The following is a 17432-nucleotide window of genomic DNA, read 5'->3' as shown; positions in this document are numbered from 1 at the left end:
CGGTCTTATCTATTCTAGCCCCTTTGGGCCCTTCTGCCCGAAACCGGGTGGCTGCCGGAGTCCGGCAGCCACCCTGCCTTGAACGTTATTTGTCGCGGGGGGCCGCGGCGTCGGAGACGATGTCGATCCGCCAGCCCGTCAGCTTTGCCGCCAGTCGGGCGTTCTGGCCTTCCTTGCCGATGGCCAGGGACAACTGGTAGTCGGGGACCACCACCCGGGCGGACCGGGTTGCTTCGTCGGTAATGGTGACGGAATTCACGCGCGACGGCGAGAGGGCGCTGGCGATGAAGGTCGCCGGGTTCTCGCTGAAGTCGACGATGTCGATCTTTTCGTCGTTGAGTTCGGTCATGACAGCCCGGACCCGCGATCCCATTTCCCCGATGCACGCGCCCTTGGCGTTGATCCCGGGAGTGTTCGCCTTCACGGCAATCTTGGTCCGGTGTCCGGCCTCGCGTGCCAGTGCCACGATTTCCACCGAGTGGTCGGCAATCTCGGGCACTTCGAGTTCGAAAAGCTTCCGGACCAGGCCCGGGTGCGAGCGGGACAGCGTGACTGACGGACCCTTGGTGCCGCGGTGGACGTCGATCACCAGGGCGCGCAGGCGGTTGCCGTGGATGTACTTTTCCCCGGGGACCTGCTCCGGGGGCGGCAGCAGCGCCTCCAGCGATCCGAGGTTGACCTGGATCATGTGCGGGTTGTTGCCCTGCTGGATGGTGCCGGACACCAGCTCGCCCTCGCGGCCCTTGAACTCGCCCAGGACGTTGTCATCCTCGACGTCGCGGAGCCGCTGCAGGATGATTTGGCGCGCAGTGCTGGCAGCGATCCGGCCGAACCCTTCGGGGGTGTGCTCGAATTCGCCGATCGGAGCGCCGTCGTCGTCAATTTCGACAGCCCAGATGGTCACGTGGCCGCTCTTGCGGTCCAGCTCGGCACGCGCTTTTTCGAAGGCGCCGGGCGACTTGTGGTAGGCCACCAGGAGCGCCTGCTCGATGGTGGGGATCAGGAGGTCCAGCGGGATTTCACGCTCACGCTCCAAAAGCCTCAGTGCGCTCATGTCAATATCCATCAGGCCTCCTCGGAAGGTCCATTGTGTTCAGGTTCCAGACCATCCCCGGAGAGGTGGCTGAATTCGATCTCGACTTTTCCGTTGCGGATCCTGTCGAAAGGAAGCTTTACGGGTTCGCCCTGCCGGGGCTTCATGCCCTTCTTGACGGCGACCTCGGGAACCAGGGTCACGCCGTCGTCGTCCACCGACTGGATGCGCCCGGTGACGTTCTCACCCTGGACCACGTTGACCTTGACCATCCGGCCACGGGCACGGTGCCAGTGGCGTGGTTCGGTCAGGGGACGCCCGACGCCGGGCGAGGACACCTCGAGGTCGTACGGGCGCGTGTCGGCGCTGGGGTCGTTGTCCAGGACGTCGGAGAGCACCTTCGAGATGTCGGCAATGACGTCCAGGCTGACACCGCCCGTTTCCTCCTGCGGGAGGTCCACCACGACGTTGACCACCCGGTGCGAGCCGGCGATGTTGATGGCCACGTCCTCAAGGTAGAGCCGGTTGGCCTGGACGGCGGGCTCCAAAAGAGCCCGGAGCCGGGCGGCTTCCGGGTTGTGGGCCGGTGCGGATCCGCTTCCCGTACCGGTGTGGTCTGGTGAAGCCGTGGCTTCTGCATTGCTCACGATGCCGGCCGCCCTCCCTATAGATGATGTGTGTTTACTAGCGTAGCTATTTTACCGGCCCAGTGGTGCACCGGGGTTCCCCCGCAGCGTGACACCATGGTCTGTTGTGAATGACCGCCGCCATGACAGCCACCCGAGCCTGCGTCTGTTCCGTGTTGCCGCCCTCGCCTTGGCGGCGCTGGTTGTCCTGAGCCTCGGTTTCGCCATGGTTCCCGCGGAAAAGCCCGCGCCGGCGGTTCCTTCCTTTTCGGAGCAGGCCCGGGCGGCGGCGCTCACGGACGCCCTGGAACTGCGGGCTGCGGGACAGGGCCTGACGGTCGACGGTGCCGTGGATTCGACCACGGTGGACGCCGTTGTGACGTTGCTGACCATCCAGGCCAGGGCCCTCCAGTCCCCTTCCCCGGAAGCTGGCGCGCAGGGGTCGGGGTCCCCGTCGCCAGCCTCTGCCACCCCTGCCAAGGGGGCGGCAGAGGTGGTCCAGGCACTCGCCGCGAGCGGCCGCGTCCGCATCAGGGACGCAGGCGAGGCCGACGGCGGCTTGGCCCGCCTCCTGGCCGGGACCGGCACCGCCCAGCTGCTCGCGGCCGGGAGGCTCGCTGCGGCGGCCGGGCTGCCGGCGCCGCAGGGCACGGCACCATTATCCGACGCGGATGCTTCCGGGGCTGCCGCCAGCGCGTCACCCTGCGTGGCGCCACCTGCCACTGCGGCCGCGCCGGAGTCCACCGGGTCCGGCGCTCCTGCCGGCGCGCGCCAGGCCTTGGCAGCCGTAACTGTCGCCGAGCAGCAGGCCATCTATGCCTACCAGGCGGCCCTCCCCCGCCTCGCACCGGCGGAGGCGGGCCCTGCGTCTGAATTCCTGGGCCAGCACAAAGGCCTTGCCGCGTCCGCGGAAGCACGCTTCCGGCGTGCCTGCGGAGTACCCGTGCCGCAGCAGCCGGGCTTTATCCTCGATGGCGGCTTCCTGGCCGCACCTGTGGCGGGGCTGGGCCGGATCGAAGCGTCAACCTTGGCGGCCTACGGCGATGCCGTGGCACTGACCCAAGGCCAGGACCGGGCCTGGGCGCTGGGGGCGCTGGAGTCCACGGCGGTCCGGGCCGCGCGGTGGGGCGCAGACCCGGGACCGGTCCCAGGCCTCATCCTGGACGTGGGGCAACTGCCTGCGCTTCGTGGCGGCGAATCCGCCACGGCATCCCCCACACCATCCTGACCGCAAACTGTGCCCCGTTGACTCCCAAAGGCGCCGGCTCGCAGGGGACCACGCCGGAGGGGTGGCACCGGGGCGTCCGGGGTGGTTTGCTGAAGGCATGAACGCGGACGAACCGGCCGACGCCCGGGGCACCACCCCGGAAACCCCGGAGCTGAACCGCCACCGTGAGACCGAACCCCACGGCGACGATACAGCCCACCGGCTGAACTGGCTGCGTGCCGGTGTCCTGGGCGCCAACGACGGCATCGTCTCCGTGGCGGCGATCGTGGTGGGCGTGGCAGGTGCCACCGCCGCGTCCGGCCCCATCCTCACGGCGGGTGTCGCCGGCGTGGTGGGCGGTGCGGTGTCCATGGCGTTGGGCGAGTACGTTTCCGTGAGCAGCCAAAGTGACAGCCAGCGGGCCCTCATCGAGAAGGAACGCCGGGAACTGGCGGAAGAACCGGACGCGGAACTGGCCGAGTTGACCGCCATCTACCAGGCCAAGGGCTTGACCCCCGAGACTGCAGCCAAGGTGGCCCGGGAACTTACGGCCCATGATGCCCTGGCAGCACACTTGTCCGCGGAACTGAACATTGACGAAACGGATATCGTCAGTCCCTGGCACGCGGCGTTCGCCTCGGCGCTCGCCTTTACCATCGGCGCCATCCTGCCCATGCTGGCTATTCTCCTTCCGCCGCCGGAGCTCCGGATCCCGTTGACGTTCGTGTCGGTTTTGGTGGCCTTGGCGTTGACGGGAGCCCTGGGGGCATGGATTGGCGGGGGGTCAAGAACCAAGGCGGCCGTCCGGGTGGTGGTGGGCGGGGCCCTGGCGCTGGCGGCGACGTTCCTCATCGGCAACCTGCTCGGCGCCTCGGGCGTTGTCTGATCCGGTGACCAGGGCGCAGGCAGTCTCCATCCCTCCGGACCTCGAGTCCCGGTACGCACGCACCAGCGCCGGCCGGGCCTGGATCGGCGCCTTGACCGGGCTGCTGGAGGACCGCTTGGCGCAGTGGCACCTTGAGGTCGACCTGGCCCCCGCCAGCCTCCCCTGGAGCGGGCACGGCGGCATGGTGGTCCCGGTCCGGCAGGAGGACGGCTGCCCTGCGGCGCTCAAGATCGCTTTTCCCCACGACGAGGCCATGGTGGAGCGCCATGCGCTGGCGCTTTGGAACGGGCTGGGTGCCGTGGCCCTGCTGGCCTCGGACACCGGGTCATGCGCCATGCTCCTGGAACGCCTTGACGCCGGGCGGTCGCTGGCTGCCCTGCCGGTGGACGACGCCGTCCCGGTGTGGGGTGCCTTGGTCCGGCAGTTGGGGCTGCTCCCGGATGAGCGCCCGCAGTGGCTGGAGTTCGGCCACATTGCAGCGCGGGCGGAGCAGTGGAGCGACGACTTTCCCGCGGACTGGGAGCAGCTTGGACGGCCTTTTCCCCGCTGGCTGCTGGAAGCCGCCCTGGAAGTGTGCCAGACCCGCGGCGTGGTCGGGCGGAGGTCTGCCCGGGACCTGCTGGTCCACACAGACCTGCATTTCCTGAATGTCCTGGCCCGTCCCGGGACTGCGGCACCGGATGGGCCACACAGGCGGGACGGTTACGCGGCCATCGACCCGCAGCCAATGATCGGCGAGCCGGAATTCGCCGTCGCGCCCCTGCTGTGGAACCGCCTGGCGGACCTGCCGGCAAAAGATGCCGGCCGCGGCCTGCTCCGGCGGTGCCACGACTTCAGCACGGCCGCCGGCCTCGACCCGGACGCGGCCCGGCAATGGGGCATCGCCAGGGAGGTGGACAACGCGCTGTGGTACGCCGCGCACGGGCACGACGGCGACCTGGCCCGGTCGCTCTGGGTTGCCAGCACGCTGGCCGGGGGCACCCTGGAGGGCTTGCCGCACCCCCATGCCCTGCCGGAGCCGGGCCAGGGCGGATAGGAGCCGGCAGCCGGCCGGAACGTCCCGCACCGGAAATGGTCACGAAGTCCGCACGGCGGCCAGGGCTGAGCGAACAGCTTCCACGGCGGTGGCGACGTCCCCACCGCCGGTATGCCAGTTGCTCACGGAGACGCGGAGGATGTCGCGGTCCTGCCAACGCGAACCGGACATCCATACTTTCCCGTCCTCGATGATGCGGGCCGTCACCGCACGGGTGGTCTCGTCGTCTCCGAACGCGATGCACACCTGGGTGTAGCCGACGTCATTGAGGACCTCCACGCCGTCCAGCGCTGCCAGGCCGTCGGCGATCGCGGCGGCAGCAGCCGCCAGCCCGGCCACCTGGGCTGCGACCCCATCGCGGCCCAGGCTTTTCAGGGCTGCCCAGACCGGCACTCCGCGGGCGCGCCGCGACAACTCCGGGACCTTCTCGAACGGGTCCCCCGGGCCTTCGGCGTCGTGCACGAGGTAACTGGCGTGCAGGCCCATGGCGGCCCGGAGCGCCGCGGCGTCCCGGACAATCGCAATGCCGCAGTCATAGGGCACGTTCAGGGTCTTGTGGGCATCGGTGCCCCACGAGTCTGCTTCCTCGAAGCCTGCGGTGAGGTGCCGCAGTTCCGGCGCGGCAGCCGCCCACAATCCGAACGCACCATCGATGTGCACCCACGCCCCGTGCTTGCGCGCGACGGCGATGGCGTCCGCAAACGGGTCGAAGGCGCCGGAGTGCAGGTTCCCGGCCTGGAGGCACACCAGGGCGGGTCCCGTGCCGGACGCGAGGGCGGCATCCAGCGCGGCAGGGACCAGGCGCCCTTGACCGTCGGCGTCCACCGCCGTCGGCTGTCCCAGCCCAAGGTACCGCAGGCCGAGGTCCACGGTGTCGTGGCGCTCCTTGCCCACGAAGCAGCGGATCCGGGGTGCGCCGGACAGCCCGTCGCGGTCCAGGTCCCAGCCTGCGCCGGTCAGCAGCCGCCACCGGGCGGCAGCCATGCCAGTGAAATTCGCCATGGTGGCGCCGGTGACGAACCCAACGTCCGCGGCGCCGGGCAACCCCAACAAGTCCAGCAGCCAGGTGCCGGCGGCTTCCTCTATGGCAGCCGTGGCCGGAGTGGCATAGCGCAGGCCGGCATTCTGGTCCCAGGCGCTGACCAGCCAGTCCGAGGCAAGGGCAGCGGGAAGGGTGCCGCCGATCACCCAGCCGAAAAACCGGCCCGAGGGCATGGCCATGAGTCCGGGTTCGGCCGCGGCGGCAAGCAGGTCGATGACCTCTGCTGCCGGCATGCCGGCGTCCGGGAGCGGCCCGCCAAAGGCTGCGGCAAGCTCGGACGCCTGCAGGCTGGGCCCCACAGGCCGGATTGGAAGGCTGGCCAGCCAGGCTTGGGTGTGCCTCGCCGCGGCCGCGAGTGCCGGTGCGTACTCGTCATCCCCGGGTGCCATACCTGCATGCTACGCCCGGGCGGGTTCCGCCACGAGGAGCAGTTTTGCGCACCGGTCAGGCGAAGTTGTCCTCCCAGACGTCGTAGCCGAGCTTGACGATCAGCGCGGCGACAACCACCAGGAAGACCACCCGGACAAACTTGCTGCCCTGGTTCACAGCGGTGCGGGCGCCAAGGTAGCCGCCGGCCATGTTGGCCGCCCCGAGCAGCAGGCCGAGGCCCCACAGGATGGACCCGTGCGGCAGGAAGAACAGCAGCGCACCGGCGTTGGTGGCCATGTTCACGATCTTGGCTTTGGCGCTGGCCTCCAGGAACGCGTAGCCCATGGCGGACACCAGGGCGATGACCAGGAAAGACCCCGTCCCGGGACCGATGAGTCCGTCGTAGAAGCCGATCACGGCACCGATGAGGCAGGCGACGACGTAGTGCTTGTGGCCGTCGTGCCGCAGCGCCGTCAGCTCGCCCACAGTGGGCTTCAGCGCGGTGAAGAGCGCGACGGCGACCAGCGCCACCACGATGATCGGCTTGAACACCCCGGCGGGCAGGGAAGCGGCCAGGCTGGCGCCGCCAAAACTGCCCGCCAAGGCAATGGCTGCCATGGGAACGGCGGTCCGAAGGTCTGGTCCCACCCGCCGGTAGTACGTCGCTGCACTCGTGGCGGTTCCGAAGATGGAGCCCATCTTGTTGGTGGCCAATGCCTGCACCGGCGCGATGCCGGGAACCAACAGCAGCGCCGGAAGCTGGATGAGGCCTCCCCCGCCCACTACCGCATCAACCCAGCCGGCCGCGAACCCAGCTACCACGATCAGGATGATGGTGGTGAGCTGGATCGACTCGAAGCCGGAGATCACCGGTTGCGGACGGCGTTGACCACGTAGTCGACGGCCTTGTCCACTGCAACGTTCTCGGCCTCGCCGCTGCGGCGGTCCTTGATCTCCACCACGCCGTCCACCAGTCCGCGGCCTACGGCCAGGATGGTGGGCACGCCCACAAGCTCGGCATCGCCAAACTTCACGCCGGGCGAGACTTTGGGGCGGTCGTCGTAGATCACGGAGAGGCCGGCCTCTTCGAGTTCTGCGGACAACTTTTCCGCTGCCTGGAAGATTTCGTCCCCGCGGCCCACGGCCACGACGTGGACGTCGGCCGGAGCCACCGTGCGGGGCCAGACCAGGCCGCGCTCGTCATGGTTGGCTTCGGCAAGCGCGGCAACGGCACGGGTGACGCCGACGCCGTAGGAGCCCATGGTGACCACCACCTGCTTGCCATTCTGGTCCAGGACCTTGAGGTCAAGGGCTTCGGCATACTTGCGGCCGAGCTGGAAGATGTGGCCCATCTCGATGCCGCGGGCCGTCTCCAGGGGGCCGGAACCGTCAGGTGAGGGGTCCCCTGCGCGGACTTCGGTGCACTCGATGACGCCGTCCCAGGTGAAGTCGCGTCCGGCCACCAGGCCGAAGACGTGCTTGCCTGCCTGGTTGGCACCGGTAATCCACGTTGTTCCGCTGACCACGCGCGGGTCCACCAGGTACAGCAGCTTGGTGGCACTCTCGGTGCCCAGGAGCGGCTGGTCGAGCGACAGGCCGGGGCCCAGGTAGCCCTTGACGATCAGGGGCTGCTTCTTGAGGTCTTCCTCGCCGGCCTGCTCGAGGCCGATCTCGCCCGCGATCGGCAGGAACGCACCAATGTTGGCTTCCACGCGCTTGAGGTCCACGGCGCGGTCGCCGGGAACGCCGATGACCACCAGCTGCCGCTCGCCGGTGGGCAGCGTCACGGCGAGGACCACATTCTTCAGCGTGTCAGAGGCGCTCCAGGCGCCGCCGTCGGCCTCTGCCCGCGGGGCAATCTGGTTCGAAGCCGCCACCAGCGTCTCGATGGTGGGCGTATCCGGGGTGTCCAGGACTTCGGCGGCCGGGGCGTTGCTGAAGTCGATCTCGTCGGGAACCACGGTGGTGACGGCCTCGACGTTGGCTGCATACCCGCCGGCGGAACGGACGAAAGTGTCCTCCCCGATTTCGGTGGGGAACAGGAATTCCTCGCTCTTGGACCCGCCCATGGCACCGGCGGTGGCTGCCACCGGAACCACCTCGAGGCCCAGGCGTTCGAAGATCTTCAGGTAGGCGCCCCGGTGGGCTGCGTAGCTGGCATCCAGGCCGGCGTCGTCGACGTCGAAGGAGTAGGAGTCCTTCATGATGAACTCACGGCCGCGCAGGAGGCCCGCACGCGGGCGTGCTTCATCGCGGTACTTGTTCTGGATCTGGTACAGGCTCAGCGGGAGGTCCTTGTAGGAGGAATACAGGTCCTTGACCAGGAGCGTGAACATTTCCTCGTGCGTGGGAGCCAGCAGGTAGTCGGCGCCTTTGCGGTCCTGGAGCCGGAACAGGCCCTCACCGTATTCGGTCCACCGGTTGGTGGCCTCGTACGGTTCGCGCGGGAGGAGTGCCGGGAAGTGCACTTCCTGGGCGCCGATGGCGGCCATTTCCTGGCGGATGATCTCCTCGACCTTGCGCAGGACGCTCAGCCCCAGCGGAAGCCACGTGTAGATTCCGGGAGCCGCGCGGCGGATGTAGCCGGCGCGGACCAACAGTTTGTGGCTGGCAACCTCGGCATCGACGGGGTCTTCGCGCAGCGTGCGCAGGAAAAGCTGGGACAGTCGTAGGACCACGGGTGGTATCCGTTTCTGGGGAAGTGCTGGGTCAGCAGGGCCGGACAATTCGTCTGGGTACTAATCTACCGGCACACGCCCTGCGGCACTGACTGGAGGGGCAGCCCGCCCGGGCCGGGAAGCCCGCTGCGCCGGGAAACAGTAGGGCCACGCCCGGAAAATACAAAGCCCCTGGCCCCCCAGTGAGGCTGGTCATCGCATCCGGGCGTGGCCCAACGCCGTTATCGCCTAAGTACTGGTGAGGACTGGTGAGACCGCCCACCCCACTTCCAGCGCAGCTAGATTGAACCTATGTGATGGTGAACACGTTTGACAAGTGTTTCTGCGCCGGAGGATTCCCTTGCCCCCTCGGCCACCCCGGCCTACATTTAATTCACCAGGTGATGAATTCCCCGGCGGATCCGTCAGGGGAAGCCCTGCGCGGCGACGGAGGCGTTATGACCCACCCGGAAGCACCCCTGGCGGAGGTCCGCCGGCAGGCCATCCCGGCCGTCGCGGCGTCCTCACTGACCGTGAAACTGGGACGGCGTACCGTGCTGGCCGGGCTGAACTTCAGCATTCCCGCAGGACGCATCACCGGTCTGCTGGGACCCTCCGGAAGCGGCAAGACCACGCTCATGCGCACCATCGTGGGAGCGCAGCGCATAGCCGGCGGCACCGTCGAGGTGCTGGGCCTGCCGGCGGGCAGTGCCACCTTGCGGCGGCAGGTTGGGTACGTCACCCAGTCCCCCAGTGTCTATCCGGACCTGACCGTCGAAGCGAACGTCCGCTATTTCGGTGCCATGCACCGGAAAGGGAAAGCCGACGTGGCCGAGGCGATTGCCGCCGTCGGCCTCGAAGCCCTGGCACGCCGCAAGGCCGCCGACCTCTCCGGCGGCCAGGTCAACCGCGTCTCCCTGGCCTGCGCACTGGTGGCCCACCCCCGCCTTTTGGTGCTGGACGAGCCCACCGTCGGCCTGGACCCCGTCCTCCGGGCCGACCTGTGGGAACGGTTTCGGGCCATGGCGCGGGCCGGGACCACCCTCCTGGTCTCCAGCCACGTCATGGAGGAGGCCAGCCGCTGCGACACGCTGCTGCTGTTGCGGGAGGGCCGGCTCCTCGCGCAGCTCACTCCGGACGAGCTCAGCAGGCGCGGGCACAGCAGCAACCTGGAACAGGCCTTCCTGGCCATCATCCGGAAGGCGGACCACGACGGGACAGGCGATGAACCGGAAGCCGTGGCATCGTCCCGCCCGGAGGGGACGGTGCACTGATGGATATCCTGATGATGCTCGCCACCACCCGCCGGGTGCTCAGCCAGCTCCGCCACGACCACCGCAGCATCGCCCTGATCCTGGTGGTGCCGGCGCTGCTGCTCACGGCGGTCTACTTCCTGTATGAGAATGAGGTGCTGCCGCCGGGTGTTCCCCGGACGTTCGACCGGGTTGGCCTGATGATGCTGGCGATCTTTCCGTTCGTGGTGATGTTCCTGGTCACGTCCATCACCATGCTGCGGGAACGCATGTCCGGGACCTTGGAGCGGCTGCTCACCACGCCGGTGCACAAGGCGGACCTGTTGTTCGGGTACGGCGTGGCTTTCTCCCTGATGGCCGCGCTCCAGTCACTGGTGGCCACAGCGGTGGCCTACTGGATTTTTGGCCTGGACATCGCCGGCGCCCCGGGCTACGTGGTGCTGATCGCGGTGATCAACGCGGTCCTGGGCGTCGCGCTGGGCCTGTTCTGTTCGGCCTTTGCCAGGACCGAATTCCAGGCCGTCCAGTTCATGCCGGTGGTGGTGGTGCCGCAGATCCTGTTGTGTGGCCTGTTCGTTGCCCGGGACCGGATGAATGACGTACTGGAAGCCATCTCCAACGTGCTCCCCCTGACGTACTCCGTGGACGCCCTCCAAGAGGTCGCCGCCCATGCTGAGGCCACCAGCCGGTTGTGGCAGGACGCGGCGGCCATGGCCGGGATCTCGCTCGGCGTGCTGGTGCTTGCCGCGTTGACGCTTCGCAGGCGAACAGCGTGACCTTTCCCGGACCAGCGGATCCGGGAGGGAGTCCGGCAGAGGATCCGGCTGGCCGTCCGGCGGGTTCCGCCGGACGCCCGAAGGGTTCCGGCCGCCCGGCGGGCTCCGGCCGCCCGGCGGGTTCCGGGCGCCGCGGACGCCGCGTGGGCGCCACCGCGTCCCGCGACCACATCCTCGACGCCGCCCGGAGGCTTTTCGCCGAACACGGCTTTGACGGGACCAGCCTGCGCCAGGTGGCCCGCGCCGCGGGAGTGGATCCGGCCATGATCCACCATTTCTTCAACGGCAAGGACGAACTCTTTGCCCTCAGCGTGGAACTGCCTGCCGACCCGGAGCAGGTCCTTGCGGGCATGGCGGAATCGGACCCTGACCAGCGGGCCGAGTTGATGGTCCGCACGGTCCTCCGGCTCTGGGAAAGCCCCGCCCAGGCCGGCCTCCTGGCCTTCCTGCGCGGAACCATCGGGTCCACGGCCAGGACGTCGCAGCTTCGGGAGGCGGTGGCACGCCGGGTGATCACCAGGATCACGGCTTCGGTTCCCGGGCCGCCGCAGGAAGTGGCGCTGCGCGGAAGCCTCGTGGCAAGCCAGATCGTGGGTTTGATGATGGTCCGTTACGTGGTGCGGCTGGAACCGCTCGCGTCAGCACCCGCGGATGATGTGGTGCGGCTGGTGGCACCCACGGTGCAGCGCTACCTCACCGGCCCTATTTGACCAGGGCAGCAGCCGAGTCGAGGAGCGCACCGGCCCGTTGGACGGCGTCGTCCTCGCTCGCGCCCCCGGAGGCGACGGAAGTGAGCACCACGCCCTGCTGCACCGCCTGCGCCGTGACCGTGGACTGCGTACGGCCGTCCGGCAAGGTGGCGTCCGTACGATATGCGAAGACGCCGGGAACAGAGCCCACGCCCTGCAGGGCCTTCACGGTGACCGAGACCTCCACGCCCGAGGCCGTCATGGTCATGGAGGAGCACTTGGCCAGCTGGTCCGCGGAGCTGGCCACCTTGCCCAGCAGGCTCTGGTCCAGGCCGGCGATCAGCGATAGCGCGGTCGCCGCGCCTGTGCCGGCGTCGGTGCTCATGCCGATGGCCATGGTGGCGCCATCGACGTTCGGCACGGCGCTGGCAGCTGCGAGTTCCTTGCACTCCGCGGGCTTGACGTCGATCGACGCGAGCATGGTCTTGGTCTGGTCCAGCGTCTTGGTGATATCAACGGCGGGCAGGACGGTCAGCCTGCGGTCCGCCGAGTCCCTGACCTGCCCCACGATGGCAGCAAGCTGTTCGGACGTATAGGCCTTGGCGGTAGGCGTGGGCGTTGCCGTGGGAGTTGGGGCGGCTGTGGTCTGTGACGCCGCGGGCGCTGCGGTCGGGGAATCCGCGGCCTGCGGGGCCGGTCCCCCGCACCCGGATACCGCCATGGCCAGGAGGGCGGAAGCCCCGAATGTTCCCAGCACGGTCTTCTTCATTTTTCCCCCAATTTTCAGTTCTCCTCCGGCGGACGCCGCTAGAAAAGAACTGTAGCGAACGTACCCACCTGCCGGAAGCCGACACGTTCGTACGTGGACCGGGCCTTGGTGTTGAAGCCGTTGACGTACAGGCTGGTCACGGGCGCGATCTTCTGCGCTCTTTCCACCACGGCGGACATGTAGCCGGAGCTCAGCCCCTGGCCGCGGTACCGGGGATTCATCCACACGCCCTGGACCTGGGTGACGTCCGCGGTGACGGCCCCCAGTTCGGCCTTGAAAACCACTTCATGTGCCTCGTTCAGGTGGACCAGGGAGTGGCCCTGCCGGATGAGGCCTTCCACCCGGCGGCTGTAGAACTCCCGGCCGCCCAAGTATGGCGAGTACCCTACCTCTTCCTCAAACATGGCGGCGCAGGCCGGAAGGATACGGTCAAAGTCGGCCAGGTTGCCCTGGGCCAAACCCGGGTGGGGCTGGACCCGTGGCCGCTCCGCGATGACCATCAGCGGCTGGTCCGCCCGCACTTCGTGGGCACGGTGGCCCAGTTGGGCGAGTTCCGCATGAAGGGCCAGCACTGCCTCTGCGGGGCCAAAGGCGGACGCATACCGGCGCCCGGAGCTGTTCGCGGCCCCGGCTACCAGCGGCGCAAGGGCGGGGTCCAGCTGGACCGGCACCAGGTTTGCCCCGGCCCAGCAGGCACCGGAAAGGACGCCGTTGTCGAACACGCCCAGAACGCCGGCGCCTCCGGCAGTGGGTGCTGCGGTGCCCGTGGCGCGCAAATGCGCCAGGATGAACACGTTGGTAACGGGATCCTGCTGCGCCAGACTGGTCAGCGCCGCGGTGTCCTGGCCGTCAAGCGTTCGGACGGAAATACCCGCAGGGTCGGGATCGTCCCTACGAGACGCTAACCACGGGGCTACCCTTGACAGCATCTTCGCCATCGGCCTCCCCCATCTCTTCCGCGATACGCATGGCCTCTTCGATCAGTGTCTCAACAATCTGGCTCTCAGGGACAGTCTTGATGACCTCGCCCTTCACAAAGATCTGGCCCTTGCCGTTTCCGGACGCAACGCCGAGGTCCGCTTCGCGGGCCTCGCCCGGACCGTTCACGACGCAGCCCATGACAGCGACGCGCAGCGGGATCTCCATCCCTTCCAGCCCGGCGGTGACCTGCTCGGCCAAAGTGTAGACGTCCACCTGGGCCCGTCCGCAGGAGGGGCAGGAGACGATTTCCAGCTTGCGGGGACGAAGGTTGAGGGACTGGAGGATCTGGTTGCCCACCTTGATTTCCTCCACCGGCGGGGCGGACAAGGACACCCGGATGGTGTCACCGATCCCCCGGGACAGCAGGGCTCCGAACGCGGTGGCGGACTTGATGGTCCCCTGGAACGCGGGGCCGGCCTCGGTGACGCCGAGGTGCAGCGGCCAGTCGCCCTTTTCGGCGAGCATTTCGTAGGCAGCCACCATGATCACGGGGTCGTTGTGCTTGACCGAGATCTTGAAGTCGTGGAAGCCGTGTTCCTCGAAAAGGGACGCTTCCCAGACGGCGGACTCGACGAGCGCTTCGGGGGTTGCCTTGCCGTACTTCTTGAGGATGCTCGGTTCCAGGGAGCCTGCATTGACGCCGATCCGGATCGAGGTGCCGTGGTCCTTCGCGGCGGCCGCGATTTCCTTGACCTGGTCATCGAACTTCCGGATGTTCCCGGGGTTCACGCGCACTGCCGCGCAACCGGCCTCGATGGCGGCGAAGACATACTTGGGCTGGAAGTGGATGTCTGCGATCACCGGGATCTGGGACTTGCGGGCGATGATGGGCAGCGCCTCGGCATCGTCTGCGGACGGGCACGCGACGCGCACGATGTCGCAGCCGGACGCCGTCAGCTCAGCAATCTGCTGGAGGGTGGCGTTGATGTCCGTGGTGGGCGTGGTGGTCATGGACTGCACGCTGATGGGGAAATCAGATCCCACGCCTACCGAGCCGACTTTGATCTGGCGCGTCTTGCGGCGGGGTGCCAGGACGGGCGGCGGTGCTGACGGCATTCCCAGGCTGACCGAGGTCACGTGGACTCCTTGGGTTGAAAGGGTAGGGATGCGGTTACGCGGCGAGCCCGGCAAGCATGCCGGTGACCGGTGACCATTCAGTGATGCGGGTCCCGGCGATGACGCCGGCCGCGGCAAACGGGTCCTGCTTAAGGATCGAGTTCAGGGCAGCTTCGTCTGTTGCCGTGAAGATCAGGAGGGCACCGGCCCCGTCGCCGTAGGGTCCGCTGGCCACGATGACACCGTCCTGCGCCAGGCCGCCTGTCCATTCGCGGTGCGCGGGCCGGACCTCGTTGCGGGTTTCGGTGGAGTTGGCGGCGTAAACGTACTCAACGGCAAAAACTGTCATACGGCTACCCTATCGCCATGCCTGCCTTCGTACCCATCCGGGCTGTCCCGGTTCGAGGACGCGGTGGACGTTTACTGCAGGAAAAGGACTTTGGCGGCGGCTGCGGTTCCTGCCGCCCAGAGCATGGAGGTGAGGGTTCCGATGATGAAGCGCTCCGCGGCCACAGGGGTCTCCTTGAGTTCAGCGAATCTGCCGAGGCCCTTGATCGCGACGATGTAGGCGATGGCGACCGGCTGGCCGGCCAGGATGGCAAGGCATACGCCGAGCCGTTCCAGCACGCCGATGATGGCGCCGCCGCGCAGGATGCGCTGGCCCGGAGCCGACGCTGCTGCGTCCGTTCCGTTCGACGCCGCCGGCCCGGGTTGCGCCGTCAGCTCGCCGTCCACCGTGACGTCGGCAGACGGGTCCTGGGCAGCGGAGCCGGCGTCCGTTGCCGTCGTGGCGGCATCGGCTTTGTCGTCAATGGTCCTGGCGAGCTTGAACACCAAGGCCGTCACCGGCCATCCCACGAAACCTGCCACCGCCAAGGCCACGGCCACCCACACTGCGGTCACTTGACTCCTCCATCGCCGGCTCCGGTTTCCTGTACGGCCGGGACCACCTGTGCTTGGGCGAGATCAAGCAGCAGCGATGCGGCCGGCCGTGCTGCCCATTCTTCCTGCCATCCGGAGCGAAGCACGGTACGGCTCACGGACTGCTCCGATATTCCAAGTTCCCTGGCCACCTGCTTTTGGCTGCCGTGCCGGGCCGGACCAGGCCGGCCGGCTCCGGGCGCGCCGGCGTCCAGGTGCCGCAGCGCGTCAACCACCCGCCACTGGGCTTCCGTCCGCTCTTGGACCAGGCGGCCCAGCAGCCGGAGCACCGCTTCGGCTTTGGCGCATGTCCGCTCCCCTTCCCCGGCCGGGGTATTCCCGCCCGCCTCCCCCGCCATGATGCCGGCCACCACTGACACCGGCACTTGGGAAGCGGCGGCCTTGGCGCGCTCAACGGCCTTCCGGGCAGCCACGAACGCGGTTCCGGTGCCTTCCCGCGGGCTGGCACCCGCCGGCAGCGTCACGGTTCCGACGCCGATGCCGACGTACCAGTGCCCTTCGCGGAGCGCGTACAGGGCGATGTCCACGACGGCATCAGCGTCCCGCACCACCCCTTGGACTTCGTCGCCGACCGACCGCTCGAAAGCCGGCCTGCCGGCGCCGGCAGGTTCGAGGCGCGCGATCTGCTCAATGAAACCCGGGACCCGGTCCAGGTCACCGGTGCTGCCACGCTGGTCGATCGTCATTACGAACATAGATCAACCATAGGCGGATGATTCATATCAATCAATCAAATCTGACTGATTTAGCAAAGTCAGCCTAAATCGGCTGATATCAGAACAGATTGACGGGCTTGACGATGTCCGCGTAAATCAACAGGGCGCTCATGCCCATCAACAAGGCCGCCACGACGTAGGTCACTGGCAGCAGTTTCGCGATGTCGAACGCTCCCGGGTCCGGCCGGCCGCGCAGCCTGGCCACGGCGCGGCGCGCTCCTTCGTACAGGGCTCCGGCCACATGGCCGCCGTCAAGGGGCAGCAGCGGGATGAGGTTGAATACGGCCAGTGCGAAGTTCAGGCCGGCCAGCAGGCCCACGAGGGTGGCGAGCCGGGACTGGAGCGGGACAGCTTCCATGGCGGCAACCTCGCCGGCCACCCGGCCCACGCCCACCACGCTGATGGGGCCGTTGGGGTCCCGGGGTTCCTCGCTGAAAGCGGCCTTGGCTACGCCCACCACACGGGCGGGCAGGTTGAACACCACGCCGGCCACCTGCCGGATGTTCTCTCCGGCCATGGGCAGGACCGACGACGCCGGCTGGGACACGAGCGCCGTTTGCGCGCCGATGCCAAGGAAACCGACGTCCTGGTACTCGAGGTTGCCGGCAGCATCGGTGGCCTGCCGCCCGTCGGCGCCCATCACGGGCCGGGAAGACAGGACCGGCGTCACCGTGGTTGACACGGCAGCGCCGTCCCGCTGAACGGTGATGGCCACGTCCTTGCCGGCAGAGGCGCGGATCCACTCCGTCAGCTGGTCCCAGCTGGTGACGGCCTTGCCGTCGAAGGAGGTGATGGTGTCATTGGGTTTGAGCCCCGCCGCTGCCGCGGGGGTCAGCTGGCAGTCGGCAGAGTCGGGATCGACGGTTTGCCCTGCGGCCACTTGGCATTTGGAGACGTCGGAGATGGTGGTGGTGGCGGTGGCAATGCCAAATCCCATCAGGAGGACGGCCGTCAGCACCACCCCAAGGACCATGTTCATGGCCGGCCCGCCCAGCATCACGATCACTTTTTTCCAGACCGGCAGCCGGTAGAAGACGCGGTCGTGGTCGCCGGGTCCTACCTCTTCGTGGGCTAGTGACCGGGCTTCCGTAGCCAGCGTCTGGAACATCCCGGTACTGGAGGGCCGGACCGAGCCGTCCTCCTTGTTGGGCGGGTACATGCCGATCATCGAGACGTAGCCGCCCAGCGGAACGGCTTTCACGCCGTACTCGGTTTCACCCTTGCGGCGTGACCAGAGGGTGGGCCCGAAGCCGATCATGTACTTGGTGACGCGCACCTTGAAGAGCTTGGCCGGCACCAGGTGCCCCACCTCGTGGAGGGCGATGGACACGGCAATGCCGACGGCCACGAAGACGACGCCGAGGATGAAAAGTAGGACAGGGGTCATGGAGGTG

Annotated in this window: 18 protein-coding genes; 6 read left to right on the top strand and 12 right to left on the bottom strand. The window is 68.1% G+C overall.

Features of this window, described 5'->3' with window-relative positions; translation table 11 throughout:
* Positions 1 to 85: 85 nt before the first annotated feature.
* A complete protein-coding gene (gene nusA, locus AC4EEV_RS18280; RefSeq protein WP_018763475.1) occupies positions 86 to 1066 on the bottom strand; it encodes a transcription termination factor NusA in 981 nt (326 codons plus the stop codon).
* Positions 1066 to 1680: a ribosome maturation factor RimP gene (gene rimP / locus AC4EEV_RS18275; protein ID WP_018763474.1), complete on the bottom strand. Its 615-nt coding sequence runs from the start codon at positions 1678 to 1680 to the stop codon at positions 1066 to 1068. The genes nusA and rimP overlap by 1 nt, the downstream gene beginning before the upstream one ends.
* A 106-nt stretch (positions 1681 to 1786) precedes the next feature.
* On the opposite strand from rimP, the gene AC4EEV_RS18270 reads away from it, so the two are divergent.
* From AC4EEV_RS18270 to AC4EEV_RS18260, 3 genes are all read left to right on the top strand, one after another.
* Positions 1787 to 2887 carry a DUF4439 domain-containing protein gene (locus tag AC4EEV_RS18270; RefSeq protein ID WP_491329664.1) on the top strand — a complete coding sequence of 367 codons (1101 nt, stop codon included), beginning with the start codon at positions 1787 to 1789 and terminating at the stop codon, positions 2885 to 2887.
* Between the two features lie 97 nt (positions 2888 to 2984).
* On the top strand, positions 2985 to 3752 hold the full coding sequence (locus AC4EEV_RS18265; protein WP_491329663.1) for a VIT1/CCC1 transporter family protein: 768 nt from the start codon (positions 2985 to 2987) through the stop codon (positions 3750 to 3752).
* Positions 3753 to 3756: 4 nt separating this feature from the next.
* Positions 3757 to 4788: an aminoglycoside phosphotransferase family protein gene (locus AC4EEV_RS18260; RefSeq protein WP_491329662.1), complete on the top strand. Its 1032-nt coding sequence runs from the start codon at positions 3757 to 3759 to the stop codon at positions 4786 to 4788.
* A gap of 39 nt (positions 4789 to 4827) precedes the next feature.
* On the opposite strand, the gene AC4EEV_RS18255 is transcribed toward AC4EEV_RS18260, so the two are convergent.
* Genes AC4EEV_RS18255 through AC4EEV_RS18245 form a run of 3 tightly spaced genes read right to left on the bottom strand, consistent with a single transcriptional unit; the run spans position 4828 to position 8877 of the window.
* Positions 4828 to 6219: a pyridoxal phosphate-dependent decarboxylase family protein gene (locus AC4EEV_RS18255; RefSeq protein ID WP_491329661.1), complete on the bottom strand. Its 1392-nt coding sequence runs from the start codon at positions 6217 to 6219 to the stop codon at positions 4828 to 4830.
* A 55-nt stretch (positions 6220 to 6274) separates the two neighbouring features.
* Positions 6275 to 7069: a sulfite exporter TauE/SafE family protein gene (locus AC4EEV_RS18250; RefSeq protein WP_133832606.1), complete on the bottom strand. Its 795-nt coding sequence runs from the start codon at positions 7067 to 7069 to the stop codon at positions 6275 to 6277.
* Positions 7066 to 8877: a proline--tRNA ligase gene (locus tag AC4EEV_RS18245; protein WP_285320522.1), complete on the bottom strand. Its 1812-nt coding sequence runs from the start codon at positions 8875 to 8877 to the stop codon at positions 7066 to 7068. The genes AC4EEV_RS18250 and AC4EEV_RS18245 overlap by 4 nt, the downstream gene beginning before the upstream one ends.
* Positions 8878 to 9314: 437 nt before the next feature.
* Between AC4EEV_RS18245 and AC4EEV_RS18240 the strand changes: the two genes are divergently transcribed.
* The 3 genes from AC4EEV_RS18240 (at position 9315) to AC4EEV_RS18230 (ending at position 11595) form a co-directional block, all read left to right on the top strand.
* Positions 9315 to 10130 carry an ABC transporter ATP-binding protein gene (locus AC4EEV_RS18240; protein WP_491329660.1) on the top strand — a complete coding sequence of 272 codons (816 nt, stop codon included), beginning with the start codon at positions 9315 to 9317 and terminating at the stop codon, positions 10128 to 10130.
* An 11-nt stretch (positions 10131 to 10141) separates the two neighbouring features.
* Positions 10142 to 10885 carry an ABC transporter permease gene (locus AC4EEV_RS18235; RefSeq protein ID WP_491330910.1) on the top strand — a complete coding sequence of 248 codons (744 nt, stop codon included), beginning with the start codon at positions 10142 to 10144 and terminating at the stop codon, positions 10883 to 10885.
* 143 nt (positions 10886 to 11028) lie between these two features.
* Positions 11029 to 11595 carry a TetR/AcrR family transcriptional regulator gene (locus tag AC4EEV_RS18230; RefSeq protein ID WP_018763465.1) on the top strand — a complete coding sequence of 189 codons (567 nt, stop codon included), beginning with the start codon at positions 11029 to 11031 and terminating at the stop codon, positions 11593 to 11595.
* On the opposite strand, the gene AC4EEV_RS18225 is transcribed toward AC4EEV_RS18230, so the two are convergent.
* From AC4EEV_RS18225 to AC4EEV_RS18195, 7 genes are all read right to left on the bottom strand, one after another.
* Complete coding sequence (locus tag AC4EEV_RS18225; RefSeq protein ID WP_491329659.1) at positions 11588 to 12343, bottom strand: hypothetical protein; 756 nt, start codon at positions 12341 to 12343, stop codon at positions 11588 to 11590. The genes AC4EEV_RS18230 and AC4EEV_RS18225 overlap by 8 nt on opposite strands.
* Positions 12344 to 12381: 38 nt before the next feature.
* Entirely contained in the window at positions 12382 to 13272 is an 891-nt protein-coding gene (locus tag AC4EEV_RS18220) for a GNAT family N-acetyltransferase (protein ID WP_026265065.1), read from the bottom strand.
* On the bottom strand, positions 13235 to 14401 hold the full coding sequence (gene ispG / locus AC4EEV_RS18215; protein ID WP_491329658.1) for a flavodoxin-dependent (E)-4-hydroxy-3-methylbut-2-enyl-diphosphate synthase: 1167 nt from the start codon (positions 14399 to 14401) through the stop codon (positions 13235 to 13237). The genes AC4EEV_RS18220 and ispG overlap by 38 nt, the downstream gene beginning before the upstream one ends.
* Positions 14402 to 14435: 34 nt before the next feature.
* The gene (locus AC4EEV_RS18210; protein ID WP_018763461.1) at positions 14436 to 14729 is read right to left on the bottom strand and encodes a YciI family protein; all 294 of its coding nucleotides are present in this window, start codon (positions 14727 to 14729) and stop codon (positions 14436 to 14438) included.
* Positions 14730 to 14800: 71 nt separating this feature from the next.
* Positions 14801 to 15283 carry a hypothetical protein gene (locus AC4EEV_RS18205; RefSeq protein WP_018763460.1) on the bottom strand — a complete coding sequence of 161 codons (483 nt, stop codon included), beginning with the start codon at positions 15281 to 15283 and terminating at the stop codon, positions 14801 to 14803.
* Positions 15280 to 16017 (bottom strand): hypothetical protein, encoded by a 738-nt coding sequence (locus AC4EEV_RS18200; protein ID WP_026265062.1) that lies wholly within the window; start codon positions 16015 to 16017, stop codon positions 15280 to 15282. Before AC4EEV_RS18200 ends, AC4EEV_RS18205 begins: the two co-directional genes overlap by 4 nt.
* 79 nt (positions 16018 to 16096) lie before the next feature.
* A complete protein-coding gene (locus AC4EEV_RS18195; protein ID WP_491329657.1) occupies positions 16097 to 17425 on the bottom strand; it encodes a M50 family metallopeptidase in 1329 nt (442 codons plus the stop codon).
* Positions 17426 to 17432: the final 7 nt, after the last annotated feature.

This window comes from Pseudarthrobacter sp. MOO14 (assembly GCF_058267675.1).
This window is presented reverse-complemented; position numbering and strand designations above follow the sequence as displayed.